The following is a 20,037-nucleotide window of genomic DNA, read 5'->3' as shown; positions in this document are numbered from 1 at the left end:
CGAAAAATCCAATATATCATAAGACTCATTTTGTAAAATTAAAACAGATTTGTTTGACTGTGCCGATTGGTTGTTTTTATAATAATGACGTTCAAAAAATAAGTGAATTAGCCCATATTTAGGCTGATGACACAGGAGGGTATAAGGAATATGTCTGGATTAATTCGTGTCACACCCGAAGAGCTAAGAGCGATGGCTAAGCAATATGGCGTTGAAAGTCAGGAAGTCATGAATCAGGTTGACCGCCTGAACCGCATGATTTCTGATTTGAAAGGCATGTGGGAAGGTGCTTCAAGTGAAGCATTCGCGGATCAATATGAGCAGCTGAAACCTTCATTTATTAAAATGTCTGAATTGCTTCAAGATGTGAATCATCAGCTCGATCAAACGGCAAATACGCTTGAGTCTACCGACCAAGATATCGCTAACCAAATTCGCGGATAATAAGATGAATGAAGAAACGGAGCGCCTGATTCAATCAAGAAGACGGCGCTCTTTCTATGTAAGGGTGATATGAATATGTATATCGATATTACAATAGATTTAACACATTATAACGGCAGCGTCTTCGATCTCAGATTGTCAGATTACCATTCTGTGAAAAAAGTCATTGATATTGCCCGGCAGGCTCAGCATGTATCCGTTCCGCCGCGTGAAGGCTATTGGATCAGAGTGGTCAATAAAGAAACGGTTTTTTCCGGAGAACAAAAGCTATCTGACTGCGGCATTACGAACGGAGACCGCCTTGAAATTTTATGAAAGGACATGGTGGAATGACAGGTCATAACAGATCTTATTTAGAAACAGAATTAGACGCCGTCCGGGAAGAAACGGAATCAGGCTTCACGTTCACCTTCCAGCGGGAAAAAATCAAGCTTCTTGACGGGCTGGAAGCGAATGTGATTAAAGATGCCGATCCTTTTTTTCAAAAAGAGGTCTCAGTTTCAGAAGACGAAGTAACCATCACAATCAAACCTCCTTCTTCTTATCAGGCTTTCCGCTATATAAAAGGAAAAGATAAAAAAAGCAGGTGGCAATTTGCCTACCGTCTCGTCCAAGCCGTGAAACAGCATAAGCTGAAACGCCTCAATCTGATTGCCGCCCCTGAAAATATCGTGTTTGATAAAGCGCTGACGCCTTACTTTCTTCATTACGGCGTAAAGGAGAGCCTTCCGCCTTATGAGGAAGATAGAGAGAGGGTGTTAAAAGAGCTCAAAGCCTGTGCGGCGCTTGCAGCTGACGGGGCGTACACCTTCGATGAATATTTGAAGTACAAGGAGACGCTTCATTTCTCTCCTGAGGTGAAAAGCGTGTTAGAGGCGGAGACGATTGAAGAACTGGAAGAAGCCATTCAAACCGCAATTGATTCCCTCGAAGAAAGGGACAAGACATACATAAAACTGCCGAAAAAGAAATGGAAAATCCAAAGATACGCCGGTCTGGCGCTTGCCGTCCTCCTTGTGCCGGCACTTCTTTACTCCTTATACGTTCTGTTTTTCGTCCAGCCGAAGCAAGAGGCAATTACGGAAAGCAACCGCTATTTTTTAAATCAGCAGTACAGCAAAGTCATTGACACACTCGCTAAATACGATGCGGAAAGCCTCCCGGAATCTGTGCAGTACGAGCTTGCTTCCTCTTATGTGGCAGTTGAAAATCTGAGGGAAGAACAGCGGAAAAACATCGGGAATCTGGTCACGCTGCAATCAGACCCGAAGCACTTCCTTTATTGGATTGATATCGGCAGAGGGGAAAATGAAGAAGCCATCAAAATCGGCCGCAATCTTGAGTACAACCCGTACATCTGGCTCGGACTTACAAAATATAAACAGCAATTATTAGCGGATGACAGTATGAAAGACGACGAAAAGCAGAAAGAACTGGACGCCGTGGAAAGCGAGCTTGCGAAGGCGAAAAAAGAGGCGGAGGAACAGCATAAAGAAGCGGAGGAAAACAGTGACACCGCCGAAGCTTCCGCCGGACAAGATGAAAGCAAACAAGACAAAGCGAAAGATAACAAAGAGAACGACAAGAAAGATGAGAAAAAAGATGAAAAAAAATAACAGCACACATCAAATGGCCGCATGTAACGATCAGGCTGTCGTCAGGAGGTTCGCCATATGAGTCTGTTATGGGTCTTTTACCGAGAGCACGTACAAAAGGTTCAGCTGTCTGAACTCCCGCCCTCTCAGCCGATTACGATCGGTCCGGATATGAAAGATACAATAACGGTCGGCACACTTCCGTTACGGCAAAACGCCGCAACCCTTTATCGGAAAGAAACAGATCGTTATGATGTTTTCCTGGGAAATAACTGTGCCGGCGAATTGACAATAGGAAATGAAATGCCCTGCCGGATTGAAGAAGAGACGATGCGGCTTCTGCTCACCCCTGACCAGGAAGAATCCTCCGTGTATTTTATAGGAGGGAAGGATGAGATCGTTTTCTCATCAGAAACAGAGGAAGCGGATATATACAAAGAGCCGTCCTCCGCTCAAACAGGGGCTTTTTATCTGAGAAAGTCGGGAGGATGCTGGTCTGTCGTCCCTGATGGCCAGGAAGTTTATGTGAACGGAAAGCTTGCAGAAGCTCCCGAAAGGCTCCGGACGGGAGATGAGCTGCTGTGGAATTTTCTGCGTGTGAGGCTGACGGAGGACGACCTTTTAGAAATCGTTCATCACGAAAAGCTTCAAACCGGTTTAACCAAAACGGTAAAACCAAGCACCGAAATGAAAAAGAAATACCCGCAATATCGAAGAACGCCGCGCATGGTCTACGATCTTCCCGAAGACCGCGTTTCATTCAGCTTTCCCTCGCAGGAAAGCGAACAGAATAACCGGGGGCTGTGGCTCGTCATTCTGCCTCCTGTGGTCATGCTGATTGTAATGGGGGTTGTCGCTATTATACAGCCGAGGGGTATATTCATCCTTGTCTCTTTGGCGATGTTTATGATGACTCTCATTACGTCCACCGTGCAGTATTTCCGTGAAAAAAACCAGCGGAAAAAACGGGAGGAAAAACGGGAGCGTGTGTACAAGCAGTATTTAGAAAGCAAACGGAAAGAGCTTCAGACGCTGTCGGAAAAACAGCTGCACGTGCTGACGCATCATTTTCCCCCGTTTGAAAAAATGAAATATTTAACTTCTGAAATCAGCGGCCGCATTTGGGAGAAATCGCTGGATAGCAGGGATTTTCTGATGCTTCGGCTCGGAACGGGCACGGTCCCGGCAAGCTACGAGATTTCAATGAGCGGCGGAGACCTGGCGAATCGTGATGTGGATGACTTGATGGAGCAGTCGCAGCACATGCAGCGTGTGTATAAAGATATCCGCCATGCGCCTGTGACCGTTGATTTACAAGAAGGGCCGATGGGGCTTGTCGGGAAACCCCAGATCGTCAAAAATGAAATTCATCAGCTGATCGGCCAGCTCGCGTTCTTCAACAGCTACCATGACCTGCGATTTGTCTTTATCTTTCATGAGGACGAATATAAGGAATGGGAATGGATGAAGTGGCTGCCGCAATTTCAGCTGCCTCATATGTACGCGAAAGGATTTATTTACAATGAACAGACCCGCGATCAATTGTTATCGTCCATTTACGAGCTGCTGCGGGAGCGGGATTTGGAAGAAGATAAAGAAAAGAAGATCTTCCAGCCGCATTTTGTCTTTGTCATCACAAATCAGCAGCTGATCGCAGAGCACGTCATTTTAGAATACATCGAAGGCCGGCATGAGCATCTCGGCATCTCGGCCATCATCGCCGCGGAAACAAAGGAAAGCCTGGCAGAAAACATTCACACCCTCGTCCGCTACATTAATGAAGATGAGGGAGACATTCTCATTCAACAGAAAAAAGCGGTGCAGATCCCGTTTAAGCTGGACAGGCATGAACGGACAAACAACGAGCGGTTTTCCCGGACGCTTCGGACATTGCACCATCAGGTCGGAATGACGAATTCCATTCCTGAAACGGTCTCATTTCTCGAGCTGTTTCATGCGAAGGAAGTAAAAGAAATCGGCATCAGGCAGAAGTGGGAGACAAGTGAGTCTGCAAAATCGCTGGCTGTTCCGATCGGCTATAAAGGAAAAGACGACATCGTCTATTTAAACCTGCATGAAAAAGCGCACGGGCCGCACGGATTGCTGGCGGGAACGACCGGCTCCGGGAAAAGTGAATTTCTGCAAACATATATCCTGTCATTGGCCGTTCACTTTCACCCGCATGAAGCGGCGTTTTTGCTGATTGACTATAAGGGCGGAGGAATGGCGCAGCCGTTCCGCAAAATGCCGCACCTTCTCGGGACCATCACGAATATTGAAGGAAGCAGAAACTTCAGTATCAGGGCGCTTGCATCCATTAAGAGCGAGCTGAAAAAACGGCAGCGGCTGTTTGATCAATATCGCGTCAATCACATCAATGACTATACAAAACTGTATAAACAGGGAGAAACGGATATTCCGATGCCGCACCTGTTTTTGATTTCAGATGAATTCGCCGAGCTGAAAAGCGAAGAGCCTGACTTTATCAGGGAGCTTGTCAGCGCGGCCCGCATCGGACGGAGCCTTGGTGTGCATTTAATTCTCGCCACGCAAAAGCCGGGCGGCATCATTGACGACCAAATATGGAGCAACTCACGCTTTAAGGTCGCGCTGAAAGTGCAGGATGCAAGTGACAGTAAAGAAATCCTGAAAAACAGTGATGCGGCGAATATTACGGTCACCGGACGCGGCTACTTGCAAGTCGGAAATAACGAAGTGTATGAGCAGTTCCAGTCTGCCTGGAGCGGCGCCCCTTACATGGAAGATGTATACGGCACCGAGGATGACATTGCCATCGTTACCGATACCGGCTTAATTCCGCTGTCTGAGGTGGATGCGGATGATGCGGCGAAAAAAGACGCCCCGGCAGAAATAGAAGCCGTAGTCGAAGAAATCGAGCGGATTCAAAATGAAATGGGCATTGAAAAGCTGCCGAGCCCGTGGCTTCCGCCGCTTGCCGAACGTATCCCGCGCACGCTTTACCCCGCGCAGGAAAAAGACCGCTTCTTCATCGCCTGCGTTGATGAGCCTGATCAGCAAAGACAGGCGCCTCTCGCTTACACGATGATGGATGACGGCAACATCGGCATTTTCGGCTCATCCGGCTACGGCAAGTCAGTGGCTGCCATCACCTTCCTGATGAATTTCGCGGAAGGATACACGCCGGAAGAGCTTCATATGTACATCTTTGACTTCGGAAACGGCACGCTTCTGCCATTGGCAAAGCTTCCGCACACCGCAGACTATTTCTTAATGGATCAAATGAGAAAGATCGAAAAATTCATGATCCGCATCAAGGAAGAAATCGAGCGGCGGAAACGGCTGTTCAGGGAAAAAGAAGTCAGCCATATCAAAATGTACAATTCGCTCAGTGAAGAAGAGCTGCCGTTTATATTTATCACAATTGACAATTTCGACATCGTCAAAGACGAAATGCATGAATTAGAAACGGAATTTATCCAGATTTCACGCGACGGGCAAAGCTTAGGCATTTACTTTCTGCTGACCGCAACGAGGGTAAACGCCGTCCGCCAGTCGCTGTTAAACAACATAAAAACGAAAGTCGTCCATTATTTAATGGATCAGTCAGAAGGATACTCCATTTACGGGCGTCCGCCGTTCAGTCTCGAACCGATCCCGGGCCGCGTCATGATCCAAAAAGAAGAACTGTATTTCGCGCAAATGTTTCTCCCGGCTGAAGCGGAAAATGACCTCGAGATGTTCCAGGCGCTGAAAGCTGATGTCAAAGCTTTAGCTGAGCGCCACGCCGGAACAGCCGGGCCAGACCCGATTCCGATGCTTCCGGATATGCTGACGGCCGGCGAATTTTCACTCCGTCTCGGCCCGGAACAAGACCCGTTCCGCATTCCTGTCGGGCTTCATGAGGAAAAGGTCAGCCCTGTGTACTTTGATCTGGGTAAAAATAAGCATTGTCTTATTTTGGGCCAGACACAGCGTGGAAAAACAAATATCCTGAAAGTGATGCTGAATCACCTGCTGCGTGAAGGTGCGGAACGGGTCGGGCTGTTTGACTCGATTGACCGCGGACTGTCGCAGTATGCGCAGGAAACAAAGGTCAGCTATCTGGACACAAAAGAAGACGTCCGGCAGTGGATCGAAACGGCAGAAGCCATTTTCACGGAGCGCGAAGCTCAGTATACGCAGGCCGTCAAAAATGGCAATGTGCACAAACTCAGTTTCTCTCCGGTCGTGTTAATGGCCGACGGCATTACAAGATTCCAGCAGACGATCGACACCGCCTTACAGGACAAGCTGGCGATGTTTATGAAATCTTACGCGCATGTGGGCTTCAGTTTTATCCCGGCGGGCAATCACAGCGAATTCTCAAAAGGCTATGATTCCTTAACGACGGAAATGAAACAGATCCGCCACGCGATGCTGCTTGTGAAAAAATCCGAACAAAATGTCATTCCGCTGCCTTACCAAAGGCAGGAACCGGACATTCAGCCGGGCTTCGGCTATTTGGTTGAAAACGGGAAGGAGCAAAAAATCCAAATACCTTTATGTTCAGCGGAAAGGGAGGCCGTCAGATGACCGAACAACGAAAAAGCCTGATCAAATTAATAGCCGCGGTCGTCATCATTCTGCTGCTGCCGGTGCTGTTTTTCCGGTTTATCGGCGATGACCCGGGAAAACAAAAAATCAACGCCACCCGCCAAATCGCAGTCGTGAATGAAGATATGGGCTTACAAACAGATGAAAATGAGGAAGAGGAATCCGTCCATTTCGGCAAAGAAGTAGCGGCCGCTCTCGGCGGCCGTCCGGATTATTCATGGACGGTTGTCAACAGGAGCGCGGCAGAAAACGGTCTGGCGGCTAAGAAATATGACGCCGTCGTTTACATTCCATCCGATTTTTCAAAAGACATCTTAAGCTATGACAAGGAGCGTCCGCAAAAAGCCACGCTGACATTCAATATTCAAAGCAACCTGAACGCCGTCAACAAAGAAAAAGTGCAGCGTGAGCTTGAAGACGCCCAAAAATCAATGAATAAAAAAATGTCGGCATTATATTGGAATTTCGTCTCACAAAAAGTGAACAATGTCCGAGGCGATTTTGACAAGATCGTCAATAAAGAATCAGAGTTTCAAAATGTCATGTACAACTTTTACAAGCCGAGCTCCAATGACTTGGCAGGTGAAATCAAACGGCAAAAAGACCTGATTGACGAACTGAAAAAATCAATGAATGAAGCGCAGGGCGCGGCAAAAGAAAAACTGACTTCGGCAGATGAAGCCAAAACCACGCTCAAAGACTTTGCCGACACGGTCGAGCGCTACAAACAATATCAAGAAAATCAGAAAAAACTGCTGATGGCCGCGCAGGAACAAAATCAAAAGCAAATCACAACCGGACTGAACGCCATTAAAGCACAGCAGGCCGCCAACCAGTTCAGCACGATGATGAGCGGGCTCTCTTCAGGCATAAACCGGGCGCAGACACAGCTTGACCAGACGGGATCGGCTCTTTTTGCCGCCCAACAGGTGAGAGAAGCGCAGGTTCCTGATCAGGAACGCGGGATGGCGAATATTCAATCCAATTTACTGGACAATTATTTGACTCAATATAAAGCGCAAGCAAGATTTGAAACATTGAACAGCATTCAAACCCTTATGAAAAGGGACCGGCCGGCATTAACCGTTCCGGAAAAGGACCCGGGCGATGACGGCTCGGATGAACCGAAAGAAGAAGAAAAACCGGAAGAAGAAAAGCCCGGCGATCTGAAAATTGACCTTGACGATCAGCGTGACGAATTAAAACGTATCTCCGCTGAAATCAATCACATTTCTGACGGATTAAAAGAACCGGAAAAAGAAAAACCGGAACCGGAAAAACCGGGCCAAGGCGATGACGGTGAAAACTCCGGCGATACCGATCCGAATAACGGAACGGCTCCCGGAGAAGACGGAAAAACGGAAGACGGCACAAAAGAAGAGCAGCCTGCCTCCGATAACACAGGCGATCAGGAGCCAAAAACCGTCCAGACCGCGATAGCCGCTGAAAACGTCACTCCGCCTGCTGATGAGCCGGCGGACGATCCGAACGATTCTGAAGGGGACGGCGGCACGGACATATCTGAGGCAAAAGAAAGGCTGAACCAAGCCGCAGAGCGCATTCAGCAAATTGAAAAAGAGCTGGAAGAGAAACAGCAGACTCATAATGAAGAACTGAAAAAACGTCTCGATGCTCTTGATGAAGAAATCCAAGGCCTTAAAGACCAGATTGATGACGTCAAAAAACGCGCAGAAAAATTAAAGAAAAAGCTGGAAGAATCAGAAGAAACGAGAAAACAAGACTTCAATACCGTTTACAGAATGATTGTAAGAACAGAACAGAACATTTTGAACTACCCGTCATTGGACAGCGGCCGCAAATCTGCTCTTGAACAGATATTTGCCGCTGACATTAATACAAAAAAGATATCCGATTTAATGAGTTACTATAATGATTTATCCCTGTATGAGGCGACACTCTATCACTCTCTTGACGCGGGCTCGCTGCCTGATGTGAAAAACCGGGTGCTGAAAGCCCAGCAAGGCGAAGTCCAAACCGTTCTCGCCATCAAACCGGAAGAAACGGCAAGCTGGGAAAATCTGAAAAACAATAAAATGCAGACAGATGAAGACATCAGCAATTTCATTAAAGGCATGACCGAATTCTCGGATAACTACAGCTCGTATATCAGGGATGAACAAGCGGGAGTGCTCGATGAGCTTGCCAGCATTTCAGACAGCGCGGCGAAAGCATCCGATCAGCTGGCTGAAGGTGCTGTGCAGGAAGCGGCCGCGTTCAGCGGAGACGGATTAACCGGAACGATGGCGCTCGGCGCTCAGGATACCGTCGGCCGCGAAGTCCTGCAAATGTCTGACACGATGGGCCATCTGTCAGAACGCCAGTCCGGCATCATCAGCTATACCGACAATATGCAGCAAAGCGTAAATGACGTCCAGCAAAAAGCGGACACCCTGAACAGCAACTGGGGCAAAAACGTCGATTCCACGAAATTGATCAGAAATGACGTGTACGGCATTTTAGGGAACGCGCTCGTTGACGGACAGGAAAACGGCTATGTTTACGATTATCTCGCCAATCCGCTTAAAATCAGCGGAGAGGTGCCGGAAGACCGGGTTCAGAATGTTCCGCCGGTCGTCATTTTGGTGATCGTCCTGATCAGCAGTCTTCTGATCGGCTATTTCAGCTCGTATTATCAGCAGGCGCCGCTTCTTGTCAAAGGCGCGCTCTTTGGGATTTTAAACATTATGGTCGGATTGATGATCAGTCTGTTCGGTCTGAATATCTATTCGCTTCCGGATGATCAGACGATTAAATGGTCAGTCTTTACGATTCTCCTGCTTGCGGCGAGTTCAGCTTTTATCCGGGCATCCTTTGTCTTCAGCTCAATTACCGGATGGATCGCATCATCAGTGCTCATTCTCTTTTATGTGGCGCCTTTGATCGACCTGATTATGCCGAACTTCACCTTTGACAGTCCGGTTTCGAAAGTCTATATCGATATTCAATACGGAACGGGCCATCTGTTTGCGTTGGGGGTAACGGTTCTTGCGATCATTACGCTGATTGCGGCGGCGCTTCCCCTCGTCATTCGGCTGTTTGCGGAAAAAACGGAGGAAAGTGATCAGTCTTATGAGGCGTAACACGTTCATGGAAAAAGGATTGCTGCTGTTTGCTCTCTCCTTTTTCCTTTTCCTTCCCCAAGCCGCAGCCGCGAATGAGGAAAATACTGATGTCAAGCCGAATGAATATGAAAAGAAAGACATTGAAATTCGTACGGATTACCTGCACGACGATGCCTACTCCGAGGAAAAAACGGCGCTTCCGAAAGAACAGAAGGATATCACGTTTGATCAGCCGACCGAAAACCCGGATGACAAACTGATATCAAATTTGTTTACATCGTCAGACACGGAGCCGAATACGATCAAAGCGCAATCGAAACAACTGGGTATCACATTTGCCGAGCCGGCGGTGCGGCATACCTCGGCAGATATGGAAACGGAAGAGAAAAAGACTTCTTATCTGCTTCCTGCTATTTATGCCGTCTTGATCCTCCTCGGGATTGCGGCAATGATCTATCTGATCCCGAAAGTCACGGCGCAGGAAAAGGCAAAGCGGTAAAACGGATCGCTTGTGTTTGCGGGAAGACAGCCCGTAAAATAAGAAAAAAAGGAGGAGTTTCATGCAGTTTTTTCTTATAACAGGCGCGTCAAAAGGCTTGGGCCGGGCGCTTACGGAACAGGCGCTTCAAGAAGGAGCCGAAGTCGCCGCGCTTTCAAGAACGATAAGCGGGGAAAAGCGCGAGGGGCTGACAGAATACAGTGTTGATTTAACCGATCTCGCAGATACCGGGCGGCAGATGAAGGCGATTCTTGATCAAGCAGAGGAGAAGGGGTACTCCGCCGTCACACTGATCAACAATGCCGGAATGGTGGAACCGATCAAGCGGGCGAAAGAGGCTTCCGCCGAAGAATTGAACCGCCATTACACCCTTAACCTGACGGCGCCCGTTTTGCTCAGCCAAATGTTCACAAAGCGTTTCGAAGCGTTCAGCGGCAGCAAAACAATTGTCAACATCACATCGGGCGCGGCGAAAAATCCTTATAAAGGCTGGAGCGCGTATTGCAGCTCAAAAGCGGGGCTTGATATGTTTACGAGAACATTCGGGTTTGAACAGGAAGATGAAGAGCTGCCGGTCCGCATGATATCATTCTCGCCGGGAGTGATGGATACAGACATGCAGTCGGTCATCCGTTCTTCGTCAAAAGAAGATTTCCATGACATCGAACGGTTCCGCAATCTGAAAGAAACGAAAAACCTCAGAAGTCCTGAATACATCGCCGGCGTCATTCACTCACTGATCGCGGGCGAGCCGGAAAACGGACGGATATACGATATCAAAGAATTTTTGTAGAGCAGCTTTCACGCTGCTCTTTTTTTGTTTGTACAATCACTTAGGGGTCCGGCGGCATATGATGAATGAAACAACATATAAGGGGTATAAGAAATGTATCAGATGAATTGAGTTTCTTCTCGATTTATGTTAGGATTCTAAAAATATATGAAGGAGGGGTTTCCATGAGAAATGTAACGTTAATGGATGTCTTCACCCATCCAATCGCACAAAAGTATTTACAGCGTTCCGGTGTCGCCCATGCGATCGCCTGCGCGTTTCATGCATACCGTCTTGCCGTAAAAGCAGGTGTCAGCCCGGATCTGGCGGCGAAAGCGGCGTTACTGCATGACGTCGGCCATTATGAATGGTACACAGACGGCAAATGGGATTATGAAAAGTACAGAAGAAACGATATCCATGCCATTAAAGGCGCGGAACGGGCGCATAAGCTGCTCATCCGGCTCGGTGAAGAACCGAAAGCGGCGAAGGACATTGCGCTGGCGATTCTGCTTCACACCGATTCCTATCTGCCTGAAGGCGAACTGGACAAGAATACGCTCCAGCAAATCGTGAAACAAGCGGATGAACTCGATGAAGAACCCGGCGGACATCACCATTACCGCCAAATGGATCACACGGCCGCGCTCAAACAAATCCAAAAGCTTGATCAGTTAATTGACCGAGCCCAATATCCCATAAGAAGCTCAGTCTAGGCCACTCATGCGGCCTTTTCCGCTTACATAACTCCGCATGCTCACTAACACCTTTTCCGCTCCGATAGACGTACTGTGTCAAAGCCTTTGTCCGCTGCATATGCTGAAGGAAAACATAGTAAAGGGGATCAGCGAAAATGGCCCATCAAGGAAGCCCGCAAATCGTCTCGTTAGTGGATCCTTACGTTTATCAGACCATCCATAAGCTTATCGGCTCAAGGTTTATCATTCAAACCGTCAGACGCATTGTCAGAGGACGGCTGATTGATGCCACTCCGGATCACATCGCCATTGAAGAGACGCATGACCGTGTATTTTATATCAGAAACCGCCATGTGGTTTCCGTCATGCCTGATTATACCGAACGCGTGTAACAGCCCGAAAAGGCGCAAACCGGAGGCGGCACTATAGAACCCCGGTGCGTCTTCTTTTTTGAGATACATAGATGCACGGCGGCTTTTTTTGGTACAATCACAGTACAAGTTCACACGACAATAGGAGGAAACCGCTTGTTGAAATCAAAGGTCCATTTTTGGACGCTGCAAATTTTGCTCGTTTTGCTCATTATTTACGTATCAACGAAAGTCTCGTTTATATTTCAGCCGTTTTTCGGTTTTATCACCACTCTGTTTTTTCCGATTTTGATCTCGGGCATTTTGTTTTTCATTTTTAATCCGATCGTGCGCCTGCTTGAGAAAAAAATCCCCCGGACATTGGCGATCCTGCTCATTTATCTCGTTTTCATCGGTCTGATTGCCTTTATGTTCACTGCCATCGGGCCGATTGTGGCTTCCCAGGTCACGGGGCTGATTAACAATTTCCCTGATTACATTCATCAGATTCAAGTCTTGACGGCGCAATTATCCCATTCCAAATGGTTTACGTGGATGATGACGCAGGATTATGTGTCGATAGAAAAAATCCAGCAGTCTCTGACGGGATTTTTACAAAGCCTTCCGCAAAATATTACGGCAAGCCTGTCGGCCGTGTTCGGCGTCGTTACGAATATCACGCTTGTCGTGATCACCGTTCCGTTCATTTTGTTTTATATGCTGAAGGACGGCCGGCGGTTTCCGCTCTTGGCGGTCAAAATTCTGCCTTCTTCCTACCGGGCGGAAGGTCGGAAAATATTTAACGACTTATATGTCACATTGGCCGCCTATTTCCAAGGCCAGCTGCTGATTTGTCTCTTTGTCGGAACGGCATGTTTTATCGGATATTGGATCATCGGCCTGCCGTATGCGTTAATTCTCGGGATGGTGATCGCCGTCACCAATATCATTCCGTACCTGGGGCCGTTTCTCGGGGCGGCGCCCGCGGTGATTATTGCGTTTATGGATTCGCCGGCTAAGGCGCTGTTTGCCGTTATTGTTGTCGTTGTCGTCCAGCAGCTTGACGGGAACCTGCTTTCTCCGCTTGTGATTGGAAAACGGCTGAATACCCACCCGCTCACCATTATTCTTCTGCTTATCGGAGCGGGCAGTTTCGGCGGCATTCTCGCAATGATCCTGGCCGTGCCGGTTTACGCGGTTTTAAAAGCTTTCGTCTTAAATATCGTCCGGCTTATCAAACTTCGTCAGCGGTCAAAGCTCGAAGACAGCCGCAAGCCGAAATAAAAACGGGCACAACTCCCGGTGCAGCGCATAAAATGCTGTAAAGAAAAGCGGAGGTGTGGGTATGCCTGCAATTGTGGGACCGATTTATATTATGAGTTTAGCCGGAGACGCTGCAGCGAGCTTCGGTGACGTGTTTGCCATTTCTCCCAAAGCCGTTGACCACTCAGGCGCGGGGGCAGGGGCGTTTCATTCCGGAGATTTTGTCAAAATTACTAATAAATTCAGCAAAACGCGCTTTGAAGACATTGATGTGTTTGACGAACCTGATTGGTTTAACGCGTGACAGCCTCCTTTTAGGAGGCTGTCGCTTTTTTGTAGTATAATAGAATCAGTCTTTATAAAAGGGGAATGTTTTATGAAAATCAGAAAAGCGAATATTACCGTGCAGTCCGGAATGATCGGTGATGTATATCTGCATGAAAATAAAAAAGAACAGCATACCCTTGTAGCCGTTCCGGAACTTGAGTGGAGCACGATCATTTCCTATGAGGAAGAGAAAAAGGCGCTGGCGCAGCGGCTTTTACAATCATTCAGCAAGCTGATTGAAGAAGAACCCGCCGGAGAGCTCGCCGGCAAGATCTCCCATTGGGTGGCTGAAATGTAACGAAAACGGTTTACCGCGTCCCGTCCGGGGCGATAATTGTAAAACAAGCTGGGAGGGACAGGCCGATGAGCGACAAAACGGTTGACCTTTATTTACAGCAGGGGATGTACGGCCCTTTGCAGACGAAACCGGATGAACGCCATTTATTTTTAGGCTCGCTGCGTGAAAGAGTCATCATTGCCCTGACGAAGGGACAGGTGCTGCAAAAGCAGCCGTATGAAGAAGTGAAACAGGCGCTGAAAAGCCGAAAAGACGCGGTGCTCTATATAAACGGAAGGCTCCCGTATCATGCTTATTCACCATATATGAAGCTTGCCGCACTTGCCGGTGTCCGAAGCTCCGTCATCTCGGACCTTCAATTCGAAACGCCGCTCGGCCTGGTTTTTGCCGCCGATTATGCCGTGAACCTTGACGGCATTTACGTGCAGGATGACATTTTTCAGCGCTCACTCCTGAAATCTTAAAAGGGCAAAACACTGTTTGTCATTTTACAATGCCAATTCACTTACAAGTGGAGATAGGATATAATGGTTTTCATATGAATGGCGGGGAGGCCGGCTATGAAAAAAGCATTTATATGCATTGATTATACGAATGATTTTGCAGCTGAGAACGGGGCATTAACCTGCGGAGAACCCGCGAGACAGATTGAAGATACGATTGTCAGTTTGACGCAAGCATTTATAGAAAACGGTGATTACGTTGTCTTTGCGGTAGATTCGCATGATGCAGACGATGACTTTCATCCCGAGACACGCCTGTTTCCTCCGCATAATATCAACGGCACGGAGGGCAAAGAGCTGTACGGAAGGCTATCGCCTCTTTATGAGAAACATAAACACGCAAAAAACGTAAATTATATGGAAAAAACGAGATATTCTGCTTTTGCGGGAACGGATTTAGAGCTGAAACTGCGGGAACGGCAGATCACTGAGCTGCATCTTGCGGGCCTGTGCACCGACATCTGCGTTCTTCACACGGCCGTTGACGCCTACAACAAGGGCTTTCAGATCGTCATTCATCAAAACGCTGTGGCCAGCTTTAATCCGGAAGGGCATGAATGGGCCCTGTCCCATTTTAAGAACAGCATCGGAGCGCAAGTGGCAGAGTAAGGAAGGGGAAAACAATTTTGGTGGAGCATGGTTTTAAAGACGACAGTTTGTCTTTACATACAGATCTTTATCAAATTAATATGGCCGAAACGTACTGGAGAGACGGCATTCATGAGAAAAAAGCGATTTTTGAGCTTTTTTTCAGAAAGCTTCCCTTTGAAAACGGCTATGCGGTATTTGCGGGCTTAGAAAAAGCAATCGAATACTTGGAGAACTTCAAATTTACCGACAGCGATCTGAATTATTTAAAAACGGAATTGCACTATGCTGATGATTTCATTGATTATTTACGGGATCTTTCTTTTACCGGATCTCTTTACAGCATGAAAGAAGGCGAGCTCGTTTTTAACAACGAACCGATTATGCGGGTCGAAGCGCCCCTGATTGAAGCGCAGCTGATTGAGACGGCTCTGCTTAACATTGTGAATTACCAAACATTAATCGCCACGAAAGCGGCCCGCATTAAAGGCGTTGTCGGTGACGAAGACGCCCTCGAATTCGGAACGCGGCGCGCCCATGAAATGGATGCGGCCATGTGGGGAGCGAGAGCGGCTTTGATCGGCGGCTTCAGCGCGACGAGTAATGTAAGAGCCGGAAAGCGTTTTAATATACCGGTATCCGGCACGCACGCTCATGCGCTCGTACAAGCGTACCGCGATGAATATACGGCATTTAAGAAATATGCGGAGACCCACAAAGACTGCGTATTTCTCGTAGATACGTACGATACGATCCGTTCAGGCATGCCGAATGCGATTAAAGTCGCAAAGGAATTCGGCGACCGGATCAACTTCATCGGCATCCGCCTGGACAGCGGGGACTTGGCGTACCTGTCAAAAAAAGCGCGTGAAATGCTTGATGAAGCGGGTTTCACAGACGCAAAGGTCATTGCTTCAAGCGATCTTGATGAGCACACGATATTAAACCTGAAATCCCAAGGAGCGAAAATCGATACGTGGGGCATCGGCACGAAGCTGATTACCGCATACGATCAGCCGGCTCTCGGCGCGGTTTATAAGCTTGTCGCCATTGAAGAGGACGGCAAACTGACCGACACCATTAAAATTTCGTCAAACCCTGAAAAAGTGACAACGCCGGGAAGAAAGAGAGTATACCGGATTATCAACAAGCTGAATCACCACTCGGAAGGTGATTATATCGCGCTTTATGACGAGCGGGTAAATGATCAGAAACGCTTAAAAATGTTCCATCCCGTCCACACGTTCGTCAGCAAATTCGTCACTGACTTCTATGCGAAAGACTTGCATGAGCCGATCTTTGAAAACGGCGTTTTATGCTATGATAATCCCGAAATTACCGACATCCAGCAATACGTGCAGGATAACCTCAAACTTCTGTGGGAGGAATACAAACGGATCAGCAAGCCGGAAGAATATCCGGTCGATTTAAGCGAAGACTGCTGGAGCAACAAGATGCAGCGGATTCATGAAATCAAAAGCAAGCTGAAACGGGAACTTGAATAGAAAACAAAGCGGCCTTTCCTATCTCTGGAAAGGCTTTTTTGTTGTGATAATATTTTTCACATTTAGACAAATTTCGTCAAGTTATTTGATATACTTATGTTCGAAGGCCGCATCTAAGGGGGTAAATGAATGAAGGTGTTTGTTGCGAGACAGCCTATCTTCAACAGAAACGAACAGGTTGTTGCTTATGAACTTCTTTACCGGGAGAGCGAAGAGAACCGTTATTCGGCCGCGGACGGAGATAAAGCTACGACGGATCTCATTATTAACAGCTTTATCAACATCGGAATCGAAAAGCTGACTGAGGGGAAACGCTGCTTTGTGAATTTTACAGAAAGCCTGATGTTTTCAGATCTCCCTACCTCCTTTGATCCTGACCAGCTTATTATCGAAATTCTTGAGGACATACCGATCACTCCGGCGCTCATCTCAAGATGCAGACAGCTGAAGAAATTAGGATATACATTAGCACTTGATGATTTTTACGCCATCAATCCGGAAAATGAAGAGTTAGTGGAACAGCTGATGAAATATATTGATATTTTAAAAATCGACTTTTTGCAATCCTCGCGTCTGGAGCGCAAAAAAATCATTCAGACGTACAGCTGTAAAAGTCTGATTTATTTAGCGGAGAAAGTGGAGACGAGAAAAGATTATAAACAGGCGGCCATAGACGGCTTTCACCTGTTTCAAGGATATTTTTTCAGTGAACCGCGTGTCATCAGCGGAAATGATCTGACGTTTCATTTTCATTCTTACTACCAGCTTTTAAGCGAATTAAACAATGACCAGCCTAATATACAGCGCGTGACGGAATACATAGAGCGTGACGTCAGCTTATCGTATCAGATTCTGCGTTTTTTAAACGGATCGCAAACAAGGCTGAAAAAAAAGATAGACAGCATCCAGCAGGCCATCATGATGCTCGGGCTGAATGAGATTAAGCGCTTGATTTACATTCTTTCATTCAGAGATTTAACGGCGAAAAGCCACTCAAGCCAAAAAGAAATCATTAAGATTTCCTTAATCAGGGCCAAACTGTGCGAACTGCTGGCGAAAAGAACCGGAAGGCCCCAGCCCTCTTCTTACATGCTGATCGGCATGTTTTCGCTCATCGATACGCTTCTCCACAGGGAACTGGAGGATATCATCAAAGAACTGCCTTTAATCGATGAAGTCGGACAGGCGCTGCTCGGTTATGAAAACGATTATTATAAGATGCTCGCGCTCGTCAAAGCCATTGAATGCAACAACTGGGACTGTGACGAGTGGGGAAAAGAACTGAACAAAGAAGAAGCGTATGAATGTTACTTACAGGCGATCGAATGGTGCCGGCAGCTGATCGATTGAGCCGCTTTAAGCCGACCATCTGAGGGCGATGATAAACCGGCTTTGCTCTCTGATCAGACTGACACGGATGCCGTCGGGATTATACGTCACGTCAAAGTCATTTTTGATGCCGGTCTGCTTAATGAGCCGCTTGACCGCTGCGGTGTCAGATGATTGCGCTGCGGTGAGGATGCTGCGCGCAAGCTCTTTTGACGCCGACAGCCGTGCAAGGAGCAGGCGCGCATCCTCCAGCATGCCCGCAGCTTCTTTTGCGGACGCTGTCAAAATATCTGCGTGAACCGGGGCACTGGGCGCTGGATGCCGGTATGGCGCGGCGAAAACAGGGCAGCATGGATACACATAATGCATACGGCGGCCTCCTTCCTGAGAAAACATTCGTTATACATGAGTATAGGCGGCGTGATAATGAGTTATGACATGCAAAAAGACCACAATGCGGGGGTTGCGGTCTTTTCGGTGTTTGTCGGTGGTTATGCGACGCTGTTTGCCCATTCTGTTTTGAAATTGTGACGGCAGGGACTATAGTCCCTGCCGGTTTGTCGGAAAACCGTTGAAAAAACAGCAGAACCGCCAGATTGGTCTGCTTTATCCTAAACGTCTGCCTTTGCGGTAGTTATATAGTCCCGTTCGCTAAATGCCCTGTTCGGGACTATGGAATTACCATAGTTTGCGGTGTCACGCAGATACTTTTACACATACTTTTCGGTGAAAAATCCCGCAAAAACGTTTACACTATTAGTAACAGATCAAATACCTAGGACTCGTTCACCATACACAATTCATTGATCTTTCAAAAAAAGGAGTGTGGAAACGGTGGAAAACAAATTAGAAGAAGTAAAGCAATTATTATTCCGACTTGAAAATGATATCAGAGAAACAACCGACTCATTACGAAACATTAACAAAAGCATTGATCAGCTCGATAAATTCTCATATGCAATGAAAATTTCTTAAAAAGACTTGGAAACAAGTCTTTTTTTTGTGCATTTTTTATCCATTTCATGGATAAAGTATTATACGATTGTTAAAAAACGAAAAACCTGCTGTCTTTCATCACCTGCATTTAGTAAAATAGAATGGGAGGGTGAAGACAATTATTGAGCAAATGTGTTTAGATGCCGAAACGATTAAAGAGAAGATGAAGGAAATTGTGGCGCACAATATATGCAATACTAACTTGAAAATGTACCTTCTAAAATTTATTGCATCAAAAGATTCATTTGGATTTGCTGAATTGGCATATCAACATTACAAGGCGTTCAATGGCAGAGACACAGAGGCAATTTTAAAGTTAGCCGCAGGTATAGAATTATTAGTCCTGTCATATGACATTTATGATGATTTAGAAGATAATGATAATCTGAAAATGGAATGGATGAAAACAGGTCTCCCCATTACGCTGAATACTGTAACGGCCCTCTATACATTAAGTATACAGGTTATGAATCAGGTTAGTGAAAATCCGGATTTTCTTAAGCAAATATTAAACTTTGCTTTGAGTTCAATTGAGGGCCAGCAAGATGATATTTTGAATGCACCGCAAACTGAAGAAGAGTGCTTGAAAATGATTAAGAATAAATCGGGCTCTTTAACTGCAATGCCTTGCGTTATGGGAGCGATGCTGGCGACAGGAAAGTTAAACCCAATCGTTCAATCATATTCATATGAACTCGGTATAATATCCCAGATTGATAATGATTATCAAGGTTTGTTTTACTTAAATAATGATTTTGTTCAACGCAAAAATACACTTGCTTATTTATACTTAAAAAAGAGATTCAATAAAGCTTCTGAAGAAATCTTACAATGGTATGAAAACCCGGAGTTATTCAAAACCTTAAAGACTCGAGACATAAAAAAGAAATTAATTGAAGCAGGTGTAACCCAATACTTATTGGTTTTGAAACATTTGTCGTTAAAAAAATTAAAAAGTAAGATATTTGAATTGGAGATAGAAAGAAATAAAACGGAAGCTTTATTAAATGCGATTGTTAATTTAGAGGAGGATGAAAAATAATGCAGGAAATTGTAGGATACTTAACCAAAAATCCAGAAGTTTTAAATAAAGTGATTGAAGGAAATGCTAGTCTGATCGGAGTTAGCCAGGATCAAACAGATTGTGTTATAAATGCGTTTAAGGGTATAGATGTTATTTCTTTCGGCGGTGATTGGAAATATTGAGGATGA

Annotated in this window: 20 protein-coding genes; 19 read left to right on the top strand and 1 reads right to left on the bottom strand. The window is 46.5% G+C overall.

All coding sequences use genetic code 11. The features are described from left to right. Positions 1-150 precede the first annotated feature (150 nt). The 16 genes from HAP68_RS14760 to HAP68_RS14685 all read left to right on the top strand — a co-directional run bounded on the left by HAP68_RS14760 (position 151) and on the right by HAP68_RS14685 (position 17,850). The gene (locus tag HAP68_RS14760) at positions 151-444 is read left to right on the top strand and encodes a WXG100 family type VII secretion target (RefSeq protein ID WP_003152013.1); all 294 of its coding nucleotides are present in this window, start codon (positions 151-153) and stop codon (positions 442-444) included. 75 nt (positions 445-519) lie between these two features. Continuing rightward, positions 520-759 (top strand): ESX secretion system protein YukD, encoded by a 240-nt coding sequence (gene yukD / locus HAP68_RS14755; RefSeq protein WP_003152015.1) that lies wholly within the window; start codon positions 520-522, stop codon positions 757-759. Between the two features lie 14 nt (positions 760-773). Continuing rightward, a complete protein-coding gene (gene essB, locus HAP68_RS14750) occupies positions 774-2,060 on the top strand; it encodes a type VII secretion protein EssB (protein ID WP_014305728.1) in 1,287 nt (428 codons plus the stop codon). 57 nt (positions 2,061-2,117) lie between these two features. Then, a complete protein-coding gene (gene essC, locus HAP68_RS14745) occupies positions 2,118-6,593 on the top strand; it encodes a type VII secretion protein EssC (RefSeq protein ID WP_024085744.1) in 4,476 nt (1,491 codons plus the stop codon). After that, positions 6,590-9,715, top strand: coding sequence for a type VII secretion protein EsaA (gene esaA / locus HAP68_RS14740; RefSeq protein ID WP_024085743.1), 3,126 nt, complete (start codon positions 6,590-6,592; stop codon positions 9,713-9,715). The genes essC and esaA overlap by 4 nt, the downstream gene beginning before the upstream one ends. A 7-nt stretch (positions 9,716-9,722) precedes the next feature. Next, positions 9,723-10,196 (top strand): type VII secretion protein EssA, encoded by a 474-nt coding sequence (gene essA / locus HAP68_RS14735; protein WP_024085742.1) that lies wholly within the window; start codon positions 9,723-9,725, stop codon positions 10,194-10,196. A gap of 61 nt (positions 10,197-10,257) precedes the next feature. Then, on the top strand, positions 10,258-10,989 hold the full coding sequence (locus tag HAP68_RS14730) for a (S)-benzoin forming benzil reductase (protein ID WP_015387781.1): 732 nt from the start codon (positions 10,258-10,260) through the stop codon (positions 10,987-10,989). Positions 10,990-11,153: 164 nt separating this feature from the next. Continuing rightward, on the top strand, positions 11,154-11,684 hold the full coding sequence (locus HAP68_RS14725) for an HD domain-containing protein (protein ID WP_003152022.1): 531 nt from the start codon (positions 11,154-11,156) through the stop codon (positions 11,682-11,684). Positions 11,685-11,821: 137 nt separating this feature from the next. Further along, positions 11,822-12,058 (top strand): DUF2642 domain-containing protein, encoded by a 237-nt coding sequence (locus HAP68_RS14720; RefSeq protein WP_003152023.1) that lies wholly within the window; start codon positions 11,822-11,824, stop codon positions 12,056-12,058. Between the two features lie 135 nt (positions 12,059-12,193). Further along, positions 12,194-13,300, top strand: a complete 1,107-nt coding sequence (locus HAP68_RS14715) for an AI-2E family transporter (protein WP_014305723.1) — start codon at positions 12,194-12,196, stop codon at positions 13,298-13,300. 61 nt (positions 13,301-13,361) lie between these two features. Further along, positions 13,362-13,583, top strand: a complete 222-nt coding sequence (locus tag HAP68_RS14710; RefSeq protein WP_003152026.1) for a spore germination protein — start codon at positions 13,362-13,364, stop codon at positions 13,581-13,583. 72 nt (positions 13,584-13,655) lie between these two features. Then, entirely contained in the window at positions 13,656-13,904 is a 249-nt protein-coding gene (locus tag HAP68_RS14705; RefSeq protein ID WP_003152028.1) for a YueH family protein, read from the top strand. A 65-nt stretch (positions 13,905-13,969) separates the two neighbouring features. Then, positions 13,970-14,368, top strand: a complete 399-nt coding sequence (locus HAP68_RS14700) for a YueI family protein (protein WP_003152031.1) — start codon at positions 13,970-13,972, stop codon at positions 14,366-14,368. Positions 14,369-14,464: 96 nt separating this feature from the next. Then, positions 14,465-15,016, top strand: coding sequence for a cysteine hydrolase family protein (locus HAP68_RS14695; RefSeq protein ID WP_003152033.1), 552 nt, complete (start codon positions 14,465-14,467; stop codon positions 15,014-15,016). Positions 15,017-15,033: 17 nt separating this feature from the next. Further along, entirely contained in the window at positions 15,034-16,500 is a 1,467-nt protein-coding gene (locus HAP68_RS14690; RefSeq protein WP_014305722.1) for a nicotinate phosphoribosyltransferase, read from the top strand. 129 nt (positions 16,501-16,629) lie between these two features. Then, positions 16,630-17,850: an EAL and HDOD domain-containing protein gene (locus tag HAP68_RS14685; RefSeq protein WP_003152038.1), complete on the top strand. Its 1,221-nt coding sequence runs from the start codon at positions 16,630-16,632 to the stop codon at positions 17,848-17,850. A 6-nt stretch (positions 17,851-17,856) separates the two neighbouring features. Here HAP68_RS14685 and HAP68_RS14680 read toward each other — a convergent pair whose 3' ends face one another. Then, positions 17,857-18,198, bottom strand: a complete 342-nt coding sequence (locus tag HAP68_RS14680) for a YuzC family spore coat inner layer protein (protein WP_014305721.1) — start codon at positions 18,196-18,198, stop codon at positions 17,857-17,859. Positions 18,199-18,663: 465 nt separating this feature from the next. Here HAP68_RS14680 and degQ point away from each other — a divergent pair, with 465 nt between their 5' ends. The 3 genes from degQ (at position 18,664) to comX (ending at position 20,031) form a co-directional block, all read left to right on the top strand. Next, positions 18,664-18,804 (top strand): degradation enzyme regulation protein DegQ, encoded by a 141-nt coding sequence (degQ, locus tag HAP68_RS14675; protein ID WP_003152043.1) that lies wholly within the window; start codon positions 18,664-18,666, stop codon positions 18,802-18,804. A 151-nt stretch (positions 18,805-18,955) separates the two neighbouring features. Further along, the gene (locus tag HAP68_RS14670; protein WP_014305720.1) at positions 18,956-19,867 is read left to right on the top strand and encodes a polyprenyl synthetase family protein; all 912 of its coding nucleotides are present in this window, start codon (positions 18,956-18,958) and stop codon (positions 19,865-19,867) included. Further along, positions 19,867-20,031: a competence pheromone ComX gene (gene comX / locus HAP68_RS14665; RefSeq protein WP_007613432.1), complete on the top strand. Its 165-nt coding sequence runs from the start codon at positions 19,867-19,869 to the stop codon at positions 20,029-20,031. The genes HAP68_RS14670 and comX overlap by 1 nt, the downstream gene beginning before the upstream one ends. Positions 20,032-20,037: the final 6 nt, after the last annotated feature.

This window comes from Bacillus sp. Bvel1 (assembly GCF_014872755.1).
Lineage (GTDB): Bacteria > Bacillota > Bacilli > Bacillales > Bacillaceae > Bacillus > Bacillus velezensis.
Note: the sequence above shows the minus strand (reverse complement) of the source record. Positions and strands in the feature narration are given on the sequence as shown.

Excerpts from the sequence above, each read along its gene's own strand:
- HAP68_RS14760 (WP_003152013.1), top strand. The coding sequence starts at position 151 with ATGTCTGGATTAATTCGTGTCACACCCGAAGAGCTAAGAGCGATGGCT.
- yukD (WP_003152015.1), top strand. The coding sequence starts at position 520 with ATGTATATCGATATTACAATAGATTTAACACATTATAACGGCAGCGTC.
- essB (WP_014305728.1), top strand. The coding sequence starts at position 774 with ATGACAGGTCATAACAGATCTTATTTAGAAACAGAATTAGACGCCGTC.
- essC (WP_024085744.1), top strand. The coding sequence starts at position 2,118 with ATGAGTCTGTTATGGGTCTTTTACCGAGAGCACGTACAAAAGGTTCAG.
- esaA (WP_024085743.1), top strand. The coding sequence starts at position 6,590 with ATGACCGAACAACGAAAAAGCCTGATCAAATTAATAGCCGCGGTCGTC.
- essA (WP_024085742.1), top strand. The coding sequence starts at position 9,723 with ATGGAAAAAGGATTGCTGCTGTTTGCTCTCTCCTTTTTCCTTTTCCTT.
- HAP68_RS14730 (WP_015387781.1), top strand. The coding sequence starts at position 10,258 with ATGCAGTTTTTTCTTATAACAGGCGCGTCAAAAGGCTTGGGCCGGGCG.
- HAP68_RS14725 (WP_003152022.1), top strand. The coding sequence starts at position 11,154 with ATGAGAAATGTAACGTTAATGGATGTCTTCACCCATCCAATCGCACAA.
- HAP68_RS14720 (WP_003152023.1), top strand. The coding sequence starts at position 11,822 with ATGGCCCATCAAGGAAGCCCGCAAATCGTCTCGTTAGTGGATCCTTAC.
- HAP68_RS14710 (WP_003152026.1), top strand. The coding sequence starts at position 13,362 with ATGCCTGCAATTGTGGGACCGATTTATATTATGAGTTTAGCCGGAGAC.
- HAP68_RS14705 (WP_003152028.1), top strand. The coding sequence starts at position 13,656 with ATGAAAATCAGAAAAGCGAATATTACCGTGCAGTCCGGAATGATCGGT.
- HAP68_RS14700 (WP_003152031.1), top strand. The coding sequence starts at position 13,970 with ATGAGCGACAAAACGGTTGACCTTTATTTACAGCAGGGGATGTACGGC.
- HAP68_RS14695 (WP_003152033.1), top strand. The coding sequence starts at position 14,465 with ATGAAAAAAGCATTTATATGCATTGATTATACGAATGATTTTGCAGCT.
- HAP68_RS14685 (WP_003152038.1), top strand. The coding sequence starts at position 16,630 with ATGAAGGTGTTTGTTGCGAGACAGCCTATCTTCAACAGAAACGAACAG.
- HAP68_RS14680 (WP_014305721.1), bottom strand. The coding sequence starts at position 18,198 with ATGCATTATGTGTATCCATGCTGCCCTGTTTTCGCCGCGCCATACCGG.
- HAP68_RS14670 (WP_014305720.1), top strand. The coding sequence starts at position 18,956 with ATGTGTTTAGATGCCGAAACGATTAAAGAGAAGATGAAGGAAATTGTG.
- comX (WP_007613432.1), top strand. The coding sequence starts at position 19,867 with ATGCAGGAAATTGTAGGATACTTAACCAAAAATCCAGAAGTTTTAAAT.